This is a genomic window from Streptomyces sp. Y309 (assembly GCF_056712025.1).
In genome coordinates this window covers 5,544,274-5,560,044 of record NZ_CM160048.1, presented here as the reverse complement: position 1 = coordinate 5,560,044, position 15,771 = coordinate 5,544,274, and the positions used below count along the sequence as shown (strand labels likewise).

Below are 15,771 nucleotides of genomic sequence, written 5' to 3'. Positions count from 1 at the left end.
CGCGTCAGGGCGGCATCCGCCCGGGGACCGTCGGCGGCATCCTCCCTAGGACCGTCGGCAGCATCCGACCGAGGACCGTCACGGCAGCATCCACCCGAGCACCGCCGTGCTCTGGCCGACCACGATGAGGCACATCACCAGGAGCAGCCCGAGGCTCCAGGGCAGCACCTTGCGCAGCAGGTCGCCCTCCTTGCCCGCGAGGCCGACGGCCGCGCACGCGATCGTCAGGTTCTGCGGGGAGATCATCTTGCCGAGGACGCCGCCCGAGCTGTTGGCGGCGGCGAGGAGTTCGGGCGAGAGCCCCGACTGCTCGGCGGCCGTCACCTGGAGCGAGCCGAACAGCGCGTTGGCGGAGGTGTCCGAGCCCGAGACGGCGACGCCGAACCAGCCGAGCACCGGCGACAGGAAGGCGAGGCCCGCGCCCGCGTCGGCCACGAAGTGCCCGATGGTGGCGGCCTGTCCGGACAGGTTCATGACGTACGCGAGCGCCAGGACGCTGGTCACGGTGAGGATCGCGAACCGCAGTTCGTGCACGGTCGCCACCCACTCGCGCACCGCCACGCGCGCGTGGATGCCGAGTACGGCCGCCGTGCCGACGCCCGCGAGCAGCACGAGGGTGCCGCCGGTGGACACCAGCGGCAGCGAGAAGACGTTGCCCCCGACCGGATCGCCCGCCGGGTCGCCGACGTTCAGGAAGGGCCAGTCGAAGGTGCGGGTCGCCTCGGCGAGGAAGTCCTTCACGGGCGGGATCTGCGCGATCGAGAAGATCGCGACGATGAGGGCGTACGGGGCGTAGGCGCGCAGCACGTCCGCGCGCGGGTCGTCGTGGTCCAGGTCTTCGCTGCGTACGCCGGTCAGGACCGCGGCCCGGACGGGCTCGGCGGCCGGCCTGCGGGCGCCCGGCACGGCGACGAGGGCGCCCGCGCCGGCCAACGCGGCGCCGATGTCGGCCAGTTGCGCGGAGACGTAGTTGGAGGCCGCGAACTGCGCGGCGGCGAAGGCGAATCCGCAGGCCATGGCGGGCACCCAGGTCTCGCGCAGCCCGCGCCGGCCGTCCACGAGGGCGACCAGGAGCAGCGGCACGACGAGGGCGAGCAGCGGTGTCTGGCGGCCGACGACGGTGGCGACGGTGTCCAGCGGGATCCCGGTGACCTGGGCGAGCGTCACCACGGGGGTGCCCATGGCGCCGAAGGCCACGGGCGCGGTGTTGGCGACGAGGGCGACGACGGCCGCGCGCACCGGGTCGAAGCCGAGCGCGACCAGCATCACGGAGCAGATCGCGACCGGCGCGCCGAAGCCCGCGAGCGCCTCCAGGAGGGCGCCGAAGCAGAAGGCGACGACGAGCGCCTGGATGCGCGGGTCGTCGGAGAGCCGCCCGAAGGAGCGGCGCAGGATGTCGAAGTGCCGGGTGCGGACGGTCATCCGGTACACCCACAGGGCGTTGACGACGATCCACAGGATGGGGAAGAGCCCGAAGACGGCGCCCTGGGCGGCGCCGGAGGCGGTCTGGCCGAGCGGCATGCCGTACGCGAGCCAGGCGACGGCGACCGCGACCGCGAGGCCGATGAGCCCCGCCCGGTGGGCCTTCATGCGGACGGCGCCGAGGAGGACGAGCACGGTGAGCAGGGGCAGGGTGGCGACGAGGGCGGACAGGCCGAGCGAGTCGGCTACGGGCTCCAGTTCCTGGACGAACACAGGGGCCTCCCCGGACGTTCCGTGACGCGGCACCACGGAGCTTTGCCGCACCACAGAGCTTTGCCGCACCACGGAGCTTTCCGTGATGCGGAAAGCGATCTCTCACGGATGGGAGGAATGGTCGTGTCCGCGCCAACGGCCCGTCAATGGGGCGTGCGGGGTGGGTTGTTCAAGAGTGGCGAGGTGGGTTGTTCAAGAGTGAATGACGGCTCTCTACGGAGGGGACGCCATGTCTTACGGTGGCGGCGTCCATGTCCTACGGAGGCGTCGTTCAGGATTCCGGCGAGCGCAGCACCCGCAGGTGTCCGCGGCGCGCGACCTCCATCGAGTCCGCCCCGCGCGCCCCGCTCCCGCCGGCCTCCGCGGCCCGCTCCTGCGGCCGCGCGGCCTCGCGCACGGCGTTGGCGAGCGCTTCCAGGTCGTCGCCGCTGGGGCGGGACGGGCCCGAGCCGTCGGCGAGGCGGACGACCTCCCAGCCGCGCGGCGCGGTGAGGCGTTCGGAGTGCTCGGCGCACAGGTCGTAGCAGTGAGGTTCGGCGTAGGTGGCGAGGGGGCCGAGGACCGCGGTCGAGTCGGCGTAGACGTACGTCAGCGTCGCGACGGCGGGACGGCCGCAAGCGGTGCGCGAACAGCGACGTACAGGGCTCACGACGTTGGACGGTACCGCACTCTTGAGCGGGCCGCGACGACTCTCCACGAGGTCACTCCCCCGTGTCGTGCTGTGATCCCGCGCACAGGACCGTCCGTGGGCGCGCTGCTGACCTGCGGAGACGCAAGGGACCAGCGGGGCGGGTGGTGTTGAACGCGGTCACCACTTGGAACAAATCCTGCCAATCGGCGCGAGATCGACGGTCCTGGAGAGATACGCAATCGAGCCCAAGCTTGGCTGGAATGGTCAGGAAGCGACATGCCGTGCTCCGTGCGGAAAGGGCGATCTCGAGGACTACGCTTCCCCAGTGATGGACGACCCCGTACAGCCCCGCTCCGCCGAGCCGAGGCCCCGCCGCCGCGACCGCCACGGCAGGGGTATGCGCGGCCCCGTGGCGCCGCCCCAGGTGCCGCTCTCCGCCAGCCGCGCGGAGGCCTTCACCGACCTCGTGCAGGACTCCGTGGAGCGGCTCGAGCGGCGCTGGCCGCAGCTCACCGAGATCGACTTCCTGGTGCTCGACGTTCCGCCCACCGCCGGTGTTGTCGGCGGGGCCGGTGGGGCCGGTGCAGACGACGACTGGGGGGCCGGGACCGTGCCGCTCGGCGGGACGATCATGGCCTCCGAGGGGCGGCCCGCCCGGGTCGTCATCTACCGGCGGCCCGTCGAGATCCGCACCAAGGGGCGCGACGAGCGGGCCGCGCTGGTCCACGAAGTGGTCGTGGAGCAGGTCGCCGAGTTGCTCGGGCTTTCGCCGGAGTCAGTGGATCCGCGGTACGGGGAAGACTGAGGCCGGGGGCCCTGCGGGGCTTTCCCCAGTCCCGCCCCTTCCCGTAACCAGGGGCGCTGCACCCCCTGGACCCCAGCCGGGTTGGTGTCCCGTGCGGGTGGGACGGGCCGCCGCCGATCGGCCTTCGGCCTCGTCCTCAAACGCCGGACGGGCTGATACTTCGCCGGGCGGGCCGGAAGGCCAGGCTCACTTCTGCAGCACGTCCAAGTCCTGCTTCGCCTCCGGCACCGAAACCGTCCCCCTGTCGTCCGGCAGGGTCTGGACCGTGAACATGGGGATGCCGTTCTCGGGGAGTTCCAGGGTGCGGGCGGCGTGTACCGGGCCGCCCGACTCGGGTTCCACGGTGAGGGCGTAGGAGCCCTTGAGGCCGGACGGGACCGGGGGATCCACGGAGAGGGTCGTGCCGCCCTTGACGGTGTACGTCTTCGTGACGGGCTCCCCCGCCTCCGTGCCGGGCGACGCGGTGACCTTCACGCGGGCCGTCTTCCCGGGGGCGACCAGGGAGAGCGTGGAGCCCTTGGCGCGGTTGTCGGCGGCGGTGGCGCGGGCGCCGACCGGGGCGGTCGCCGGGATGAACGCCGTCTCCTGCTTGTCGCCCTTGCCGCGCGTGACGCGCAGTGCGGCGACCACGGGAACGGCCTTCTCCGTAGGCGTCAGGAGCAGCGATCCGGCCTCGCCCTTGGTGACATCACCGAGGTCGACGGCGGCCGTCATGCCCGACTTGACGTGCAGCGTCTCGTGCCCGGCCGGGGTGATCGGGCCCGTCGGCGAGGCGAGCTGGACCTTCAGGTCGGCGTCGTCGGCGCCGGGCGTGAAGGCGACCAGGCGCACCGACGTGGCGTCCTCGGGGATGCCGGGCAGGACCAGGCGGGAGGTGGGGTCGGTGGACGCGGGCAGCCAGTCGCCGCCGAGCTCGTCGTCCGAGGAGTGCACGGCGGCGGCCACGCGCCCGCTGCGCGCGACGACGTGCAGCGTGAGGTTGGTCTGCGGCTTGCCGGTGAGCGTGGACAGCAGCACGGGGACGCTGGAGCGCGGCTGGATCTGGATGGATTCGCCGACGTCGGACTTGATGGTGCCGTCGCGGCCGTACAGCTCCACGTCCACGACCGCCGCCGAGTCGTCGGGGTTGGTCAGGTGGATGTAGTCGTTGCGGCCCTTGGCGGTGCTGGCGCCCGGGAACCAGAAGTCGGTGTCCGGGGCTGTGCAGTTGGCGCCCTGGACGCCGCGCCCGGCGCCCGCGCTGACCGTGGTGGTCTGCTGGACGGCCCAGCCGGGCGCGAGGGCGCCGTCGGCGCTGCCGACCAGCGCGGGGGCGTCCGCGCCGGACTCCTCGGCGGCCACGGGCTTGCCCGGTGACTTCTGGGACAGGAACGGCTTGGTGTCCTTGGGCTTGCCCTTGGCGCTCTGGGGTGCGTCCGTCAGCTCCTTGGGGGCGGGCAGCAGCTCGGCCTTGCCGCCGCTCCCGGCGCCCTCCGAAGAGGGCGTGAACGCCGTGTAGCTCGTCTCGGCGAGGTCCGACGTGCTCGGCTCCGGGCACAGCAGGCTGGTGCGCTCCACGGGCAGCCGCTTCGCCGCCTTCGCGCCGTCGTCACCGCCGTCGGGGGCGTTGACGGCGGCGAAGCCGGTGACCGCGGCCAGGGCGGCGGCCGCGGCGATCAGGGACACGGTGGTGCGGTTCACTGCTGGCTCCCGTCGGGGCGCTCACTGTCGGTGCCGGGCGGGGGCTGCCGCGGCATCGGCGGGGGCTGCTGGGCGTAGGAGGCGTCCTGCTGGGCGTAAGAGGGGTCCGCCGGGTCGTACGTCTGCCCGTAGCCCTGCTGCTCGCCGCCGTACGTCCCTCCGTAGGCGTACGGGTCGTACTGACCGCCCTGGGGAGAGCCCGCCTGATACGGATCGGCCTGGTACGGCTGCTCGTAGGAGCCGTACTGACCGCCCTGGTAGGGCTGTTCGCCGCCGTACGCGCCGTAGTCGGCGCCGCCCGCCGGGGCGGGGGTCTGCCACTCGTCGTACGCGGGGGCCTGCTGGGGCGGCGGCCCCGGGGTGTGCTGGGCCGGGACGGCGCCCAGGCCCTCCTCGCCCGGCGCGGCCTCCGACTGCCCGTCCTGCGCGGCCTGTTCGCTCTGGGCCCGCAGCCTGCGCGCCCTGCGGCCCTCGCCCGCGACCGCCTGGGCGGGCACCACGGGCTCCTCGGGCAGGTCGTCGTCGACATCGCGGCGCCGGCCCGGCAGCGCGAGGACCACCAGGACCACGGCGAGCGCGCCCTGCGCCCACAGCCAGCCCGTGTGGCCCGCCGACGGCTCGTACGTGACGTCCAGGCGGCCGCCGGACGCGGGCAGTTCGAAGCCCTGCGCCCAGCCGTCCACGGTCGTGCGGGTCAGCGCGCGGCCGTCCAGGGTGGCCGTCCAGCCCGGGTCGGCCGAGTCGGCCAGGCGCAGGACGCGGCCCTCCTTGCCGTCCGGGATCTTCGTGTGCAGCTCGACCGGGCCCGCGGCGACCGGCTCGGGGTCGCCGGACTTCGGCACCACGGCCGCGCGCGCGACCTGCCGGTCCACGCGCCACAGGGCGCTGCCGTCCTCCTGGCTGAGCCGGGTCAGGCCCGGGGTCGCGTCGAGGGTGCGGCTCATCTGGCGGGGGGCTCCGTCGCGTACGAGGACGTAGCGCACCGCGTAGCCGCCTAGCTGGTCGGCCTGGTCGGCGCCGGAGCCCGCGAGGAGCCGGGCCACGATCCGGTCGAGCCGCCCGTCCGTGCCGTCCGCCGCGGCGAGTTCGGCGTCCCCGAGGCGGGCGCCGGAGCCGCGGACGAGGGTGTACGACACCTCGGCGGCCGAGGCGCTGTCCAGGACGAGCGTGCGGGCCTGGTCCTGGGTGCCGCTCTCCTCGGCGACGAACGCGGGCACCTGCACCGGGTCGCGCCGCTCCACGGGCCCGTCGGCGCCGCCGATCATCCACCCGGCGGCGGCGAGCAGCGGTCCCGCGGCCGCGGCGAACGCGATGAGTGCGGCCACCGGCTGACGCCAGCCGAAGCTCTGCTCGGCCACACGCGCGCGTGCCCCGTCGGCGCCGAGCGCGGCGGCGGCCAGCAGCGCGATGCCGTACGCCAGCGTGGCCGGGCCCGCCCACGCGGAGCCGTTCGACAGCGCCGCGAAGACCAGCGCCACGAGCGCGACGGCCCAGGCGGTGCGGACCGCCGTCTGCCGCTGCCCGCGCAGGAGCGCCCCGAGCGCCGCGAGGACGACGCCGATGAGCAGCAGGCCGCCGACCGTGCCGGGCCCGCCGGGGCTGGCGCCGAGCAGGTCCAGGGCCGACGCGGCCCCCGTGCCGTACTCGAGACCGGCCTCCTTGAAGAAGCCGAACGGCAGCAGCGTGAGCGACCACGGCGCGAGCAGCAGCAGCGGCGTGCCGAGCGCGGCGAGGAACCGCAGGCCGTACGCGGCGATGTCGCCGCGGCGCACCGCGAGCAGCGCGAGGCCGAGCACCAGCGCGATCGGCCACACGATCGGCGTGAAGGCGGTCGTGATCGTCAGCAGCAGCGCGTACGCCCAGGTGGCGCGCCAGCTTCCGCGCGCGCCGTCGGCGGCGGCGAGGCCGCTCGCCGCGACGCCCGCGCGCGCGATGAGCGGCAGCAGGATCGCGAGGACGGCGGTGCCCACGCGCCCGCCCGCGAGCGCGCCCGTGGCGGCGGGCAGGAAGGCGTAGGCGACGGACGCCCACGCGCGCAGCAGGCGCGATTCGACGAGCGGCCGGGACGCGAAGTACGCGGCGAAGCCCGCGAGCGGCACCGAGCCGACGAGCAGCACGGTGACGGCGAGGCCGGTGGAGCCGAACAGCAGGGACGACAGGAGGCCGAGGACCGCCAGGTACGGAGGCGCCGCTGCCGTGCCCCCGATGCCCACCGGATGCCAGCCGTCCAGATAGCGCGACCAGAGCCCGGAGGCGTCGGCGGGCGCGGGCAGCAGCGCCCCGCCGGCGAGCGCGCCGCCGCCGAGCAGCGCCCTGCAGGCGATCAGCGAGGCGAACAGCAGCACTACGAAGAGCACCGGTCCGGGCTTGCGGGCGACGCGCTTCAGGCGGGCGAACTGCTCGATCTCCAGGAAGTCCGCGTCGTCGCCGCCCGGTCCGGACTCGACGGCGCCGTGCCGGCCCGCCGAGGAAACCTCGGGGTCGGAGCGGCCGACGAGATTGCTCGCGACCTGTTCGACGGTGGCACGCACCGTGGCGCCGGGCGGCGGGAACAGCGGCCGCATCTCGCCCGCCTCGGCCACCGGCCTGCCGCGCCTCTTGCGGCCCGCGAGGATCCGCTCGGGCCGCAGCAACGTCCCGAAGAGACCGGCGACTTCGTCGAGGGCCTGTCCGGGGGCCTTGCCGACGAGGTAGGCGAGGGTGCGCAGGACCGTGCCGACGACGAGCCGCACGAAGACCCAGGGCAGCACCGCCGTGCGGGAGTTGACGAGGAGGGTGTAGGCCGCGCCTGCCTTGTCCACGCGGTGCGGCGAGGTGGCCGTGCGGCCCACGCAGTCGACGGTGCGGCGCTCGCGCGAGGAGGCCTCGGCGTGCCGCACGACGGCGTCCGGGGCGACCATGACGCGGTGTCCGGCCGCGTGCGCGCGCCAGCACAGGTCGACGTCGTCACGCATCAGGGGCAGGCGCCGGTCGAAGCCGCCGAGCCGCTCGAAGACCTCACGCCGGATCAGCATGCCGGCGGTGGACACGCACAGGACGGGCCGCACGTGGTCGTGCTGGCCCTGGTCCTGCTCGCGGCGGTCGAGGCCCGTCCAGCGGCGGCCGGAGTGGGCGATGGAGACGCCTACTTCGAGGAGCTGTCTGCGGTCGTACCACCCGCGGAGCTTGGGGCCGACGATCGCGACCTCGTGGCCCGCCTCGCGCTCCATCTCGACGGCGCGCAGCAGTTCGGCGAGGGCGCCGGGCTCGGGCGCGCAGTCGTCGTGCAGCAGCCACAGCCACTGCTCGGGCTCGCCGTGCGGCAGCTCCGGCATGTCGTACGCCTCGTCGCGCCAGGTGCGGCTGACGGGGTCCCAGCCGCTGGGGCGCTTGAGGTACGGCAGGTCCTCGGGGGTGAGCACGGCCGCCGTACGGACGGCCTCCTCGACGGCGGTGCCGAAGCCGGAGCGGCGGGCCAGGTGCAGCACGCGGTCGGGGCCGAGGGCCTCGGTGAGCAGCCGGGCGGAGTCGTCCGCGCTGCCGGTGTCGGCCGCGATCGCGTTCTGTACGGGGCGGTCCTGGCCGAGCAGTCCGGCGACGGCGTCGGGCAGCCAGCGGGCGCCGTCGTGCGAGACGAGGACGGCGGTCACGACATGCCGCGGAAACTCGGGTGGGCTCGCCGGATCGAACCCGGCCGCGCGGGACGGATCGAACCCGGCGGCAGCGCCTTCGTGGCCTGTGGGGTGGCTGTGCACGGACATCGAGGTACGGGCCCCGGTTCGCTGGACTGCGGTGGACGCCCGCGCCCCCTGGGGACGCTGTGGCATCTCGGACGGGGCCCCACACTAACGGCTGGCACCACAACAGCCCGCCGCCTGTGGATAACCCTTGGGCGACGGGCTGTTCGTTGCGCAGCGTTAAGGGGGGTGTGTGCCGTGTGCGCCGTTTGACGGGCCGGCCGGGGCTCAGACGGCGGCCGTTGCCGGGGCTCAGACGGCGGCCTTCTTGAGACGGCGCCGTTCACGCTCCGACAGGCCGCCCCAGATGCCGAAGCGTTCGTCGTTCGCAAGCGCGTACTCAAGGCATTCGGAGCGGACCTCGCAGGCGAGGCAGACCTTCTTCGCCTCGCGCGTGGAACCGCCCTTCTCGGGAAAGAAGGACTCGGGGTCGGTCTGGGCGCACAGTGCGCGCTCCTGCCAGCCGAGTTCCTCGTCCGCGTCCTCGACCAGCAGTTCCTGAACCAGCTCGGTCATGTGCGCCCCTCGTCTGTCTTTGCGTCCCCGTGATGCTGCCGTTACCGATTTCGGCTGAACGACACGAGTGAAATTACAAGTGTGCCGATCCGGGCCAGTCAAGCCGAGATCTGCTATTGGGCCCCTTATTCACTCTGCGGAACCAAGGCTTTGCGGAAAGTGTTCAAATCTACCTAAACCGTGACACTCTCCAGCGGCCCATCCGACACCCGCTTCGTCATGAGCACTCAATGACAGGGACGCCACGACACTCACTCCCGTTGCATCGGACGTCACCGAAGCGAACCGGATCACATTCGGGTCACAGGATCACAACGGCGGTCGAGCGCCGGTTGACGCGCCGGTTGACGCGCCCGCGAGCGCCGGTTGGTGCGGCTTGTGTCCCGGGAGGCGACTGCACAAACCTTTCGCCGCGCAGGGGAACCGGATGAGGTGAAACATGGTCCACATTTCGGACATAGAGTTGACACCAGGGGTGTGAGCCGCTGTCCTGGTGGGCATGCTCGCGAACTTGGCGCTTTCCGTGACCCGCACTGGCGGGTCTTCCGGTGCTGCCCCCGCGCGCTGTCGCTGTCGCTGTACGTGCGCGTGTTCCAGCTGTTGAGGCGACCCGCCTCCGGCTGCTGAGCCACCCCCCTTCGTACAGCTCGTTCTCCCGCCAGTACGGCTCGCCTTCTTCGTACGGATTCGTACGAGCCGTACGCCCCCTTTTCCCGCGACACCCCAGCACTCATACGTTGAGGAACCACCGCACCATGAACAGCGACAGCGACCTCCAGATCGCCGGCGACATCCTCGAAGTGCCGCACCTCCTCCAGCCCGCGCGCGAGCACCCCGTCACCGTGGCCGAGTTCGTGGGCCTAGCCCGCGCCATCGCCGCCGACCGCTCCCAGTGGGAACACCTCGTCGAGTACGACGCGACCAGCCGCTGGTACCACCGCCTCCGCACCGGGCCCGGCTACGAGGTGTGGCTCCTGTCGTGGGTGCCAGGACAGGGCAGCGGGCTGCACGACCACGGCCGCTCCAGCGGCGTACTCACCCTCCTGCAGGGCGAACTGACGGAACGTACGGAGCGCGGCACGCGCGCCCTCGGCGCCGGCGCGCAGCGCGTCTTCGCGCCCGGGTACGTGCACGAGGTCGTCAACGACTCGCTCGAACCCGCCGTGAGCCTGCACGTGTACTACCCGGGCCTGACCGAAATGCCGATGCACACGGCGCGTTGCGAGGCACGGGCACCACAGGATCCCGTGACCGCCTGAGCGACCGGATCCCGTGACCGCCTGACACGATGTCGTACCCGCCTGCGATGCTGGGCGCATGCGCATTGTGGTTCTGGCCGGGGGTATCGGCGGCGCCCGTTTCCTCCGCGGCCTCAAGAAGGCCGCGCCCGACGCGGCGATCACGGTCATCGGCAACACCGGTGACGACATCCACCTGTTCGGCCTGAAGGTCTGCCCGGACCTCGACACGGTGATGTACACGCTCGGCGGCGGCATCAACGAGGAACAGGGCTGGGGACGCACCGACGAGACCTTCAAGGTCAAGGAGGAACTCGCGGCGTACGGCGTCGGACCCGGCTGGTTCGGGCTAGGCGACCGGGACTTCGCGACGCACATCGTGCGCACGCAGATGCTCGCGGCCGGCTATCCGCTCAGCGCCGTCACCGAGGCGCTGTGCGAGCGCTGGCAGCCCGGCGTGCGGATCGTCCCGATGTCCGACGACCGCGTCGAGACCCATGTCGCCGTCGAGGTCGACGGCGAGCGCAAGGCCGTGCACTTCCAGGAGTACTGGGTGCGGCTGCGGGCCTCCGTGGACGCGCACGCGATCGTGCCCGTCGGCGCCGAGCAGGCCAAGCCCGCGCCCGGTGTCCTCGAAGCCATCGCCGAGGCGGACGTCGTGCTGTTCCCGCCGTCCAACCCCGTCGTGAGCGTCGGCACGATCCTCGCCGTGCCGGGCATCCGCGAGGCCATCGCCGAGGCCGGGGTGCCCGTCGTCGGCCTCTCCCCCATCGTCGGCGACGCGCCCGTGCGCGGCATGGCCGACAAGGTCCTCGCCGCCATCGGCGTCGAGACCACCGCCGCCGCGGTCGCCGAGCACTACGGCAGCGGGCTCCTCGACGGCTGGCTCGTCGACACCGTGGACGCGGGCGTCGTCGAGCGCGTCGAATCGGCCGGCATCCGGTGCCGGGCCATCCCGCTCCTGATGACGGACGAGGACGCCGCCGCGACGATGGCCCGCGAGGCGCTGACGCTGGCGGAGGAGGTACGGGCGTGAATCGGGCCGAGGGCGAGAGCGAGGGCGAGGGGGCGCGTGGGGTGGCTGCGGGGGGTGACGCCGGGGCTGGTCGTGATGGGTTCGGGGCTGCTGGGGGTGGCGCCGGGTCGGTTGAGGGTGGCTCCGGGCCGGTTGGAGGTGGATCTGGGTCGAGTGGGGGTGGATCTGGAGCGGGTGGGGACGGTTTTGGGCTTGCCGGAAGTCGGTCCGGGTCGGGTGGGGACGGTTTTGGGCCTGCCGGAGGTCGGTCCGGTTCGGGCGGGGACGGTTTTGGGGTTCCTGGGCGGGCTTCCGAGGCGGGCGGGGACGGTTTTGGGGCTGTAGCGGGTGGCTCCGGGGGTGACGGTTTCGGGGCGGGTGCGGTTTCTGTTTTTGGGGCGGGGGCGCCTTCAGGAGTGGAGCGGCCCGGTGGGGTGCCGGCGTTTCGGGTCTGGGCCGTGGGCGGGATGCCCGAGGTGCGGCGCGGGGACGACCTCGCCAAGCTGATCGCCGCCGCCGAGCCGGGGCTCGCCGACGGGGACGTCGTGCTCGTCACCTCGAAGATCGTCAGCAAGTCCGAGGGGCGCGTCGTCGCCGCGGCCGACCGGGAAGCGGCGATCGACGCGGAGACCGTACGCGTCGTGGCCCGGCGCGGCACGCTGCGCATCGTCGAGAACCGGCAGGGGCTCGTGATGGCCGCCGCCGGGGTCGACGCCTCCAACACCCCCGCCGGGACCGTCCTGTTGCTTCCCGAGGACCCCGACGCGTCCGCCCGCACCGTCCGTGAGGGACTGCGGTCCGCGCTCGGCGTCGACGTCGGCGTGATCGTCACCGACACCTTCGGGCGGCCCTGGCGCCAAGGGCTCACGGACGTCGCCATCGGCGCCGCGGGCGTACGGGTCCTCGACGACCTGCGCGGCGGCGTGGACGCGTACGGCAATCCGCTGAGCGCCACCGTCGTCGCCACCGCCGACGAACTCGCCGCCGCCGGTGACCTCGTCAAAGGCAAGGCCGCCGGGCTGCCCGTCGCGGTGGTGCGGGGGCTCGGGCACGTTGTCCCGCGGGGCGCGGAAGGGCCGAGTGCCGAGGAATGCGGGGCGCGGGACCTGGTGCGGAGTGCGCACAGCGACATGTTCCGGCTCGGTACGTCCGAGGCGGTGCGCGAAGCGCTGTCGCTGCGGCGGACCGTGCGGGAGTTCACCGACGAGCCCGTCGATCCCGGGTCCGTGCGGCGGGCCGTCGCCGCCGCCGTCACCGCGCCCGCGCCGCACCACACGACTCCCTGGCGGTTCGTACTCCTTGAATCGGCCGACGCGCGGACACGGCTGCTCGACGCCATGCGGGACGCGTGGGTCGCGGATCTGCGGCGGGACGGGAAGTCCGAGGAGTCGATCGCTCGGCGGGTGCGGCGCGGGGACGTGCTGCGCAACGCGCCCTACCTCGTGGTGCCCTGCCTCGTCATGGACGGGGCCCATGCGTACGGGGACGTGCGGCGGGACGGGGCCGAGCGGGAGATGTTCGTCGTCGCCGCCGGGGCCGGGGTGCAGAACTTTCTTGTGGCGTTGGCCGGGGAGCGGTTGGGGTCCGCCTGGGTTTCCTCGACCATGTTCTGCCGGGATGTGGTGCGCGACGTTCTTGGGCTGCCGCTTGCGTGGGATCCGATGGGGGCTGTTGCTGTGGGGCATCCGGCTTCGGCTCCGGCGGGGCGGGTGGGGCGTGTGGTGGAGGACTTTGTGGTGGTGCGGTAGGGGGCCCTGCGGGGCTTTCCCCAGTCCCGCCCCTTCCCGAAACCGGGGGCTCCGCCCCCGGACCCCCGTATCGGCCTGAACGGCCTCGTCCTCAAACGCCGGACGGGCTGAAATGTGCCGGGGTGCGCTGAAAGGCTTGCCTCCGCGTCACGCGGAAGCCTTTGGCTTCACAGCGCCGCGATGTTGCCCTCGCGCATGCGGGGCTGGCGGCGTGGCGGAGTGTGGCCGCTGAGGAGGATCAGGCGGGCCGCTCGGTGGCGTTGGCCCTCGTAGGGGGACAGGAGTTCCAGCATGCGGGCGTCGTCGGCGGTGCGGTCGCCGGCCAGGGCGTAGCCGATGATGCCGGGGAGGTGGAGGTCGCCGACCGTCACCTCGTCGGGGGCGCCGTTGCTGCGCTGGACCGTTTCCGCGGAGGTCCAGGGGCCGATGCCGGGGATCAGTTCCAGGCGGGTCCTGGCCGCGACCGGGTCCATCGTCGCCGCCTCCTCCAGGCGGGGCGCCACCCGGGCCGCGCGCAGGATCGCGGACGCGCGCTTGTTGTCCACGCCCGCCTTGTGCCACTCCCAGGACGGGATGCGCGACCACGTGCGCGGGTCCGGCATCACGTGCATACGGGCCTGGGCAGGGGTCGGGCCGGGGGCCGGTTCGCCGTACTTGCGGACCAGGAGGCGCCAGGCGCGGTACGCCTCGCCCGTCGTGACCTTCTGCTCCAGGATCGACGGGATCAGGGACTCCATGACCAGGCCCGTACGGGTCAGGCGCAGGCCCTGGCGGCGGCGTTCGGTGTGGGCCAGGAGGCGGTGGCGGGCGGTGAAGGCCGTCGGGTCGTCCTCGGCGCCGAGGAGTTGGGGGAGGTGGTCCAGGAGCCAGGTCGCGCCCTCGCCCCAGGCTTCCGCCTCCGCGGTGCCCGCGCGTGCGGCCACGCGGAGGGTGGCTGGGCCCTGGGGGGTGCGGGTGGCTCGCCAGACGGAGCCGTCGGGGGTGGTGCGGAAGGTGGGGTCCGCGGGGCCTCTGCGGAGAGGGCCGAGGGTGAGGCTCAGGTTCAGGGGGGTGGGTGGGGTGTACGTGCGGGTTGCCGCTGCGGTGTTCTGGCGGGGGACGCCTTGTGGGATCGCCGTTTCGCCGCCGCGCACTGTTGTGCGGGTGGGACGCGGCGCGAAGCGGGACGACATCCGTCGAGGGTACGGGGTGGGCCCTCGCGGGGCGCCCCAGTCCCGCCCCTTCACCGAAACCAGGGGCGCTGCGCCCCCTGGGCCCCAGCCGGAGGCGGGTGTCCCGTGCGGGTGGGACAGGCGCCCGCCGATCGGCCTTCGGCCTCGTCCTCAATCTCCCCCAAGCTCTTAAGGAGCAGGGAGGGACCCCCTCGACGGGCTGAAATTTGCCGAGGCAGCCGAAAACGCCTGGCTGGCGGGTCCGGTTCGCTGGCGCCGACGGCAGGTCGTAAGGGTCGCTTGGCGCCTACGGCAGGTAGTAAGGGCGGGCGGGTGGGGAAAAAAGCCCGTCCGGCGATTGAGGACGAGCGCGGCAGCGCGATCTGCGGCCACCCGCCGTGCAACGGCGATCAGCTACTGGTCGGAAGAGAAGCGGACCGCTCCCGCCGGGAGTCTGGCCTCGCACCACACGCGGACCCCGTCCCGCAGCTCGTTGTCGGCGCCGACATACGCGCCGTCGCCCACCACCGCGCCGGTGAGGACCGAGCGGGCGCCGACCGAGGCGCGGGCGCCGATGAGGGAGTCGGTGATGACGGCGCCGGGCTCGATGACGGCGCCGGAGAGCACCGTGCTGCCGACCAGGCGCGCGCCCTCGCCGACGACGGCGTCCTCGCCGACCACCGTGCCCCCGGTGAGCTTCGCGTCCGAGGCGACGTGGGCGGAGGGCAGGATCAGGCGGTCGCCGCAGCGGCCGGGGACCGCGGGGGACGGGGCGCGGCCGAGGACCAGGTCGGCGGAGCCGCGGACGAAGGCCTGGGGCGTGCCGAGGTCCAGCCAGTAGGTGGAGTCGACCATGCCCTGGAGGTGGGCGCCGGAGGAGAGGAGGCCGGGGAAGGTCTCGCGCTCCACGGAGACCGGGCGGCCCGCCGGGATGGTGTCGATGACCGAGCGGCGGAAGACGTACGCGCCCGCGTTGATCTGGTCGGTGACGATCTCCTGGGGGGTTTGGGGCTTCTCCAGGAAGGCCGTGACGCGGCCGGTGGGGTCGGTGGGGACCAGGCCGTACGCCCGCGGGTCGGACACCTTCGTCAGGTGCAGCGAGACGTCCGCGTCGACCCGCTCGTGCTCGGCGACGAGGGCGCGGATGTCCAGGCCCGTGAGGATGTCGCCGTTGAAGATCAGGACGGGGTCCTCGGGGCCGGAGTGCAGGCGCGAGGCGACGTTGCGGATGGCGCCGCCGGTGCCGAGGGGCTCCTCCTCGGTGACGTACTCGATGTGGAGGCCCAGCGCCGAGCCGTCGCCGAAGTACGGCTCGAAGACCTCCGCCAGATAGGAGGTGGCGAGGACGATGTGGTCGACGCCCGCCGCACGGGCCCGCGCCAACTGGTGGGTGAGGAAGGGGACACCCGCCGCGGGGACCATCGGCTTGGGCGTGTGCACCGTGAGCGGCCGCAGCCGGGTGCCCTTGCCGCCGACCAGGAGGATCGCTTCTGTCACCTGTCGTCTCTGCTTCCTGCTCGGGCCGGCCGAGGTTTCGTCTCGGCCGGCCAGTGTATGCAGACGTCATAGCGGACCG

General features: G+C 73.3%; 11 protein-coding genes. 4 read left to right on the top strand and 7 right to left on the bottom strand.

Annotation, left to right across the window (positions count from 1 at the left end; genetic code table 11):
* Positions 1-78: 78 nt before the first annotated feature.
* Entirely contained in the window at positions 79-1,695 is a 1,617-nt protein-coding gene (locus AC0KTA_RS22765; RefSeq protein WP_481050074.1) for an L-lactate permease, read from the bottom strand.
* Between the two features lie 271 nt (positions 1,696-1,966).
* Positions 1,967-2,392 carry a DUF3499 domain-containing protein gene (locus AC0KTA_RS22760; RefSeq protein WP_481050073.1) on the bottom strand — a complete coding sequence of 142 codons (426 nt, stop codon included), beginning with the start codon at positions 2,390-2,392 and terminating at the stop codon, positions 1,967-1,969.
* Positions 2,393-2,654: 262 nt separating this feature from the next.
* Between AC0KTA_RS22760 and AC0KTA_RS22755 the strand changes: the two genes are divergently transcribed.
* Positions 2,655-3,131, top strand: coding sequence for a metallopeptidase family protein (locus tag AC0KTA_RS22755; protein ID WP_481050072.1), 477 nt, complete (start codon positions 2,655-2,657; stop codon positions 3,129-3,131).
* A gap of 186 nt (positions 3,132-3,317) precedes the next feature.
* On the opposite strand, the gene AC0KTA_RS22750 is transcribed toward AC0KTA_RS22755, so the two are convergent.
* The 3 genes from AC0KTA_RS22750 to AC0KTA_RS22740 form a co-directional block, all read right to left on the bottom strand.
* Positions 3,318-4,811, bottom strand: coding sequence for a DUF5719 family protein (locus AC0KTA_RS22750; RefSeq protein ID WP_481050071.1), 1,494 nt, complete (start codon positions 4,809-4,811; stop codon positions 3,318-3,320).
* A complete protein-coding gene (locus tag AC0KTA_RS22745; protein ID WP_481050070.1) occupies positions 4,808-8,551 on the bottom strand; it encodes a glycosyltransferase family 2 protein in 3,744 nt (1,247 codons plus the stop codon). The genes AC0KTA_RS22750 and AC0KTA_RS22745 overlap by 4 nt, the downstream gene beginning before the upstream one ends.
* Positions 8,552-8,779: 228 nt before the next feature.
* Positions 8,780-9,043 carry a WhiB family transcriptional regulator gene (locus AC0KTA_RS22740; protein WP_016642094.1) on the bottom strand — a complete coding sequence of 88 codons (264 nt, stop codon included), beginning with the start codon at positions 9,041-9,043 and terminating at the stop codon, positions 8,780-8,782.
* A gap of 755 nt (positions 9,044-9,798) precedes the next feature.
* On the opposite strand from AC0KTA_RS22740, the gene AC0KTA_RS22735 reads away from it, so the two are divergent.
* The 3 genes from AC0KTA_RS22735 to AC0KTA_RS22725 all read left to right on the top strand — a co-directional run bounded on the left by AC0KTA_RS22735 (position 9,799) and on the right by AC0KTA_RS22725 (position 13,044).
* Complete coding sequence (locus AC0KTA_RS22735) at positions 9,799-10,302, top strand: cysteine dioxygenase (RefSeq protein ID WP_481050069.1); 504 nt, start codon at positions 9,799-9,801, stop codon at positions 10,300-10,302.
* Positions 10,303-10,360: 58 nt separating this feature from the next.
* A complete protein-coding gene (gene cofD / locus AC0KTA_RS22730) occupies positions 10,361-11,317 on the top strand; it encodes a 2-phospho-L-lactate transferase (RefSeq protein ID WP_481050068.1) in 957 nt (318 codons plus the stop codon).
* Positions 11,318-11,712: 395 nt separating this feature from the next.
* Positions 11,713-13,044 (top strand): coenzyme F420-0:L-glutamate ligase, encoded by a 1,332-nt coding sequence (locus AC0KTA_RS22725; RefSeq protein WP_481050067.1) that lies wholly within the window; start codon positions 11,713-11,715, stop codon positions 13,042-13,044.
* Between the two features lie 167 nt (positions 13,045-13,211).
* Here the strand turns inward: AC0KTA_RS22725 and AC0KTA_RS22720 are convergent, their stop codons facing one another.
* Together AC0KTA_RS22720 and manB are read right to left on the bottom strand one after the other, a co-directional pair.
* Positions 13,212-14,216, bottom strand: coding sequence for a DNA-3-methyladenine glycosylase family protein (locus AC0KTA_RS22720; protein ID WP_481050066.1), 1,005 nt, complete (start codon positions 14,214-14,216; stop codon positions 13,212-13,214).
* A gap of 393 nt (positions 14,217-14,609) precedes the next feature.
* Positions 14,610-15,692, bottom strand: coding sequence for a mannose-1-phosphate guanylyltransferase (gene manB / locus AC0KTA_RS22715; RefSeq protein ID WP_481050065.1), 1,083 nt, complete (start codon positions 15,690-15,692; stop codon positions 14,610-14,612).
* Positions 15,693-15,771 lie beyond the last annotated feature (79 nt).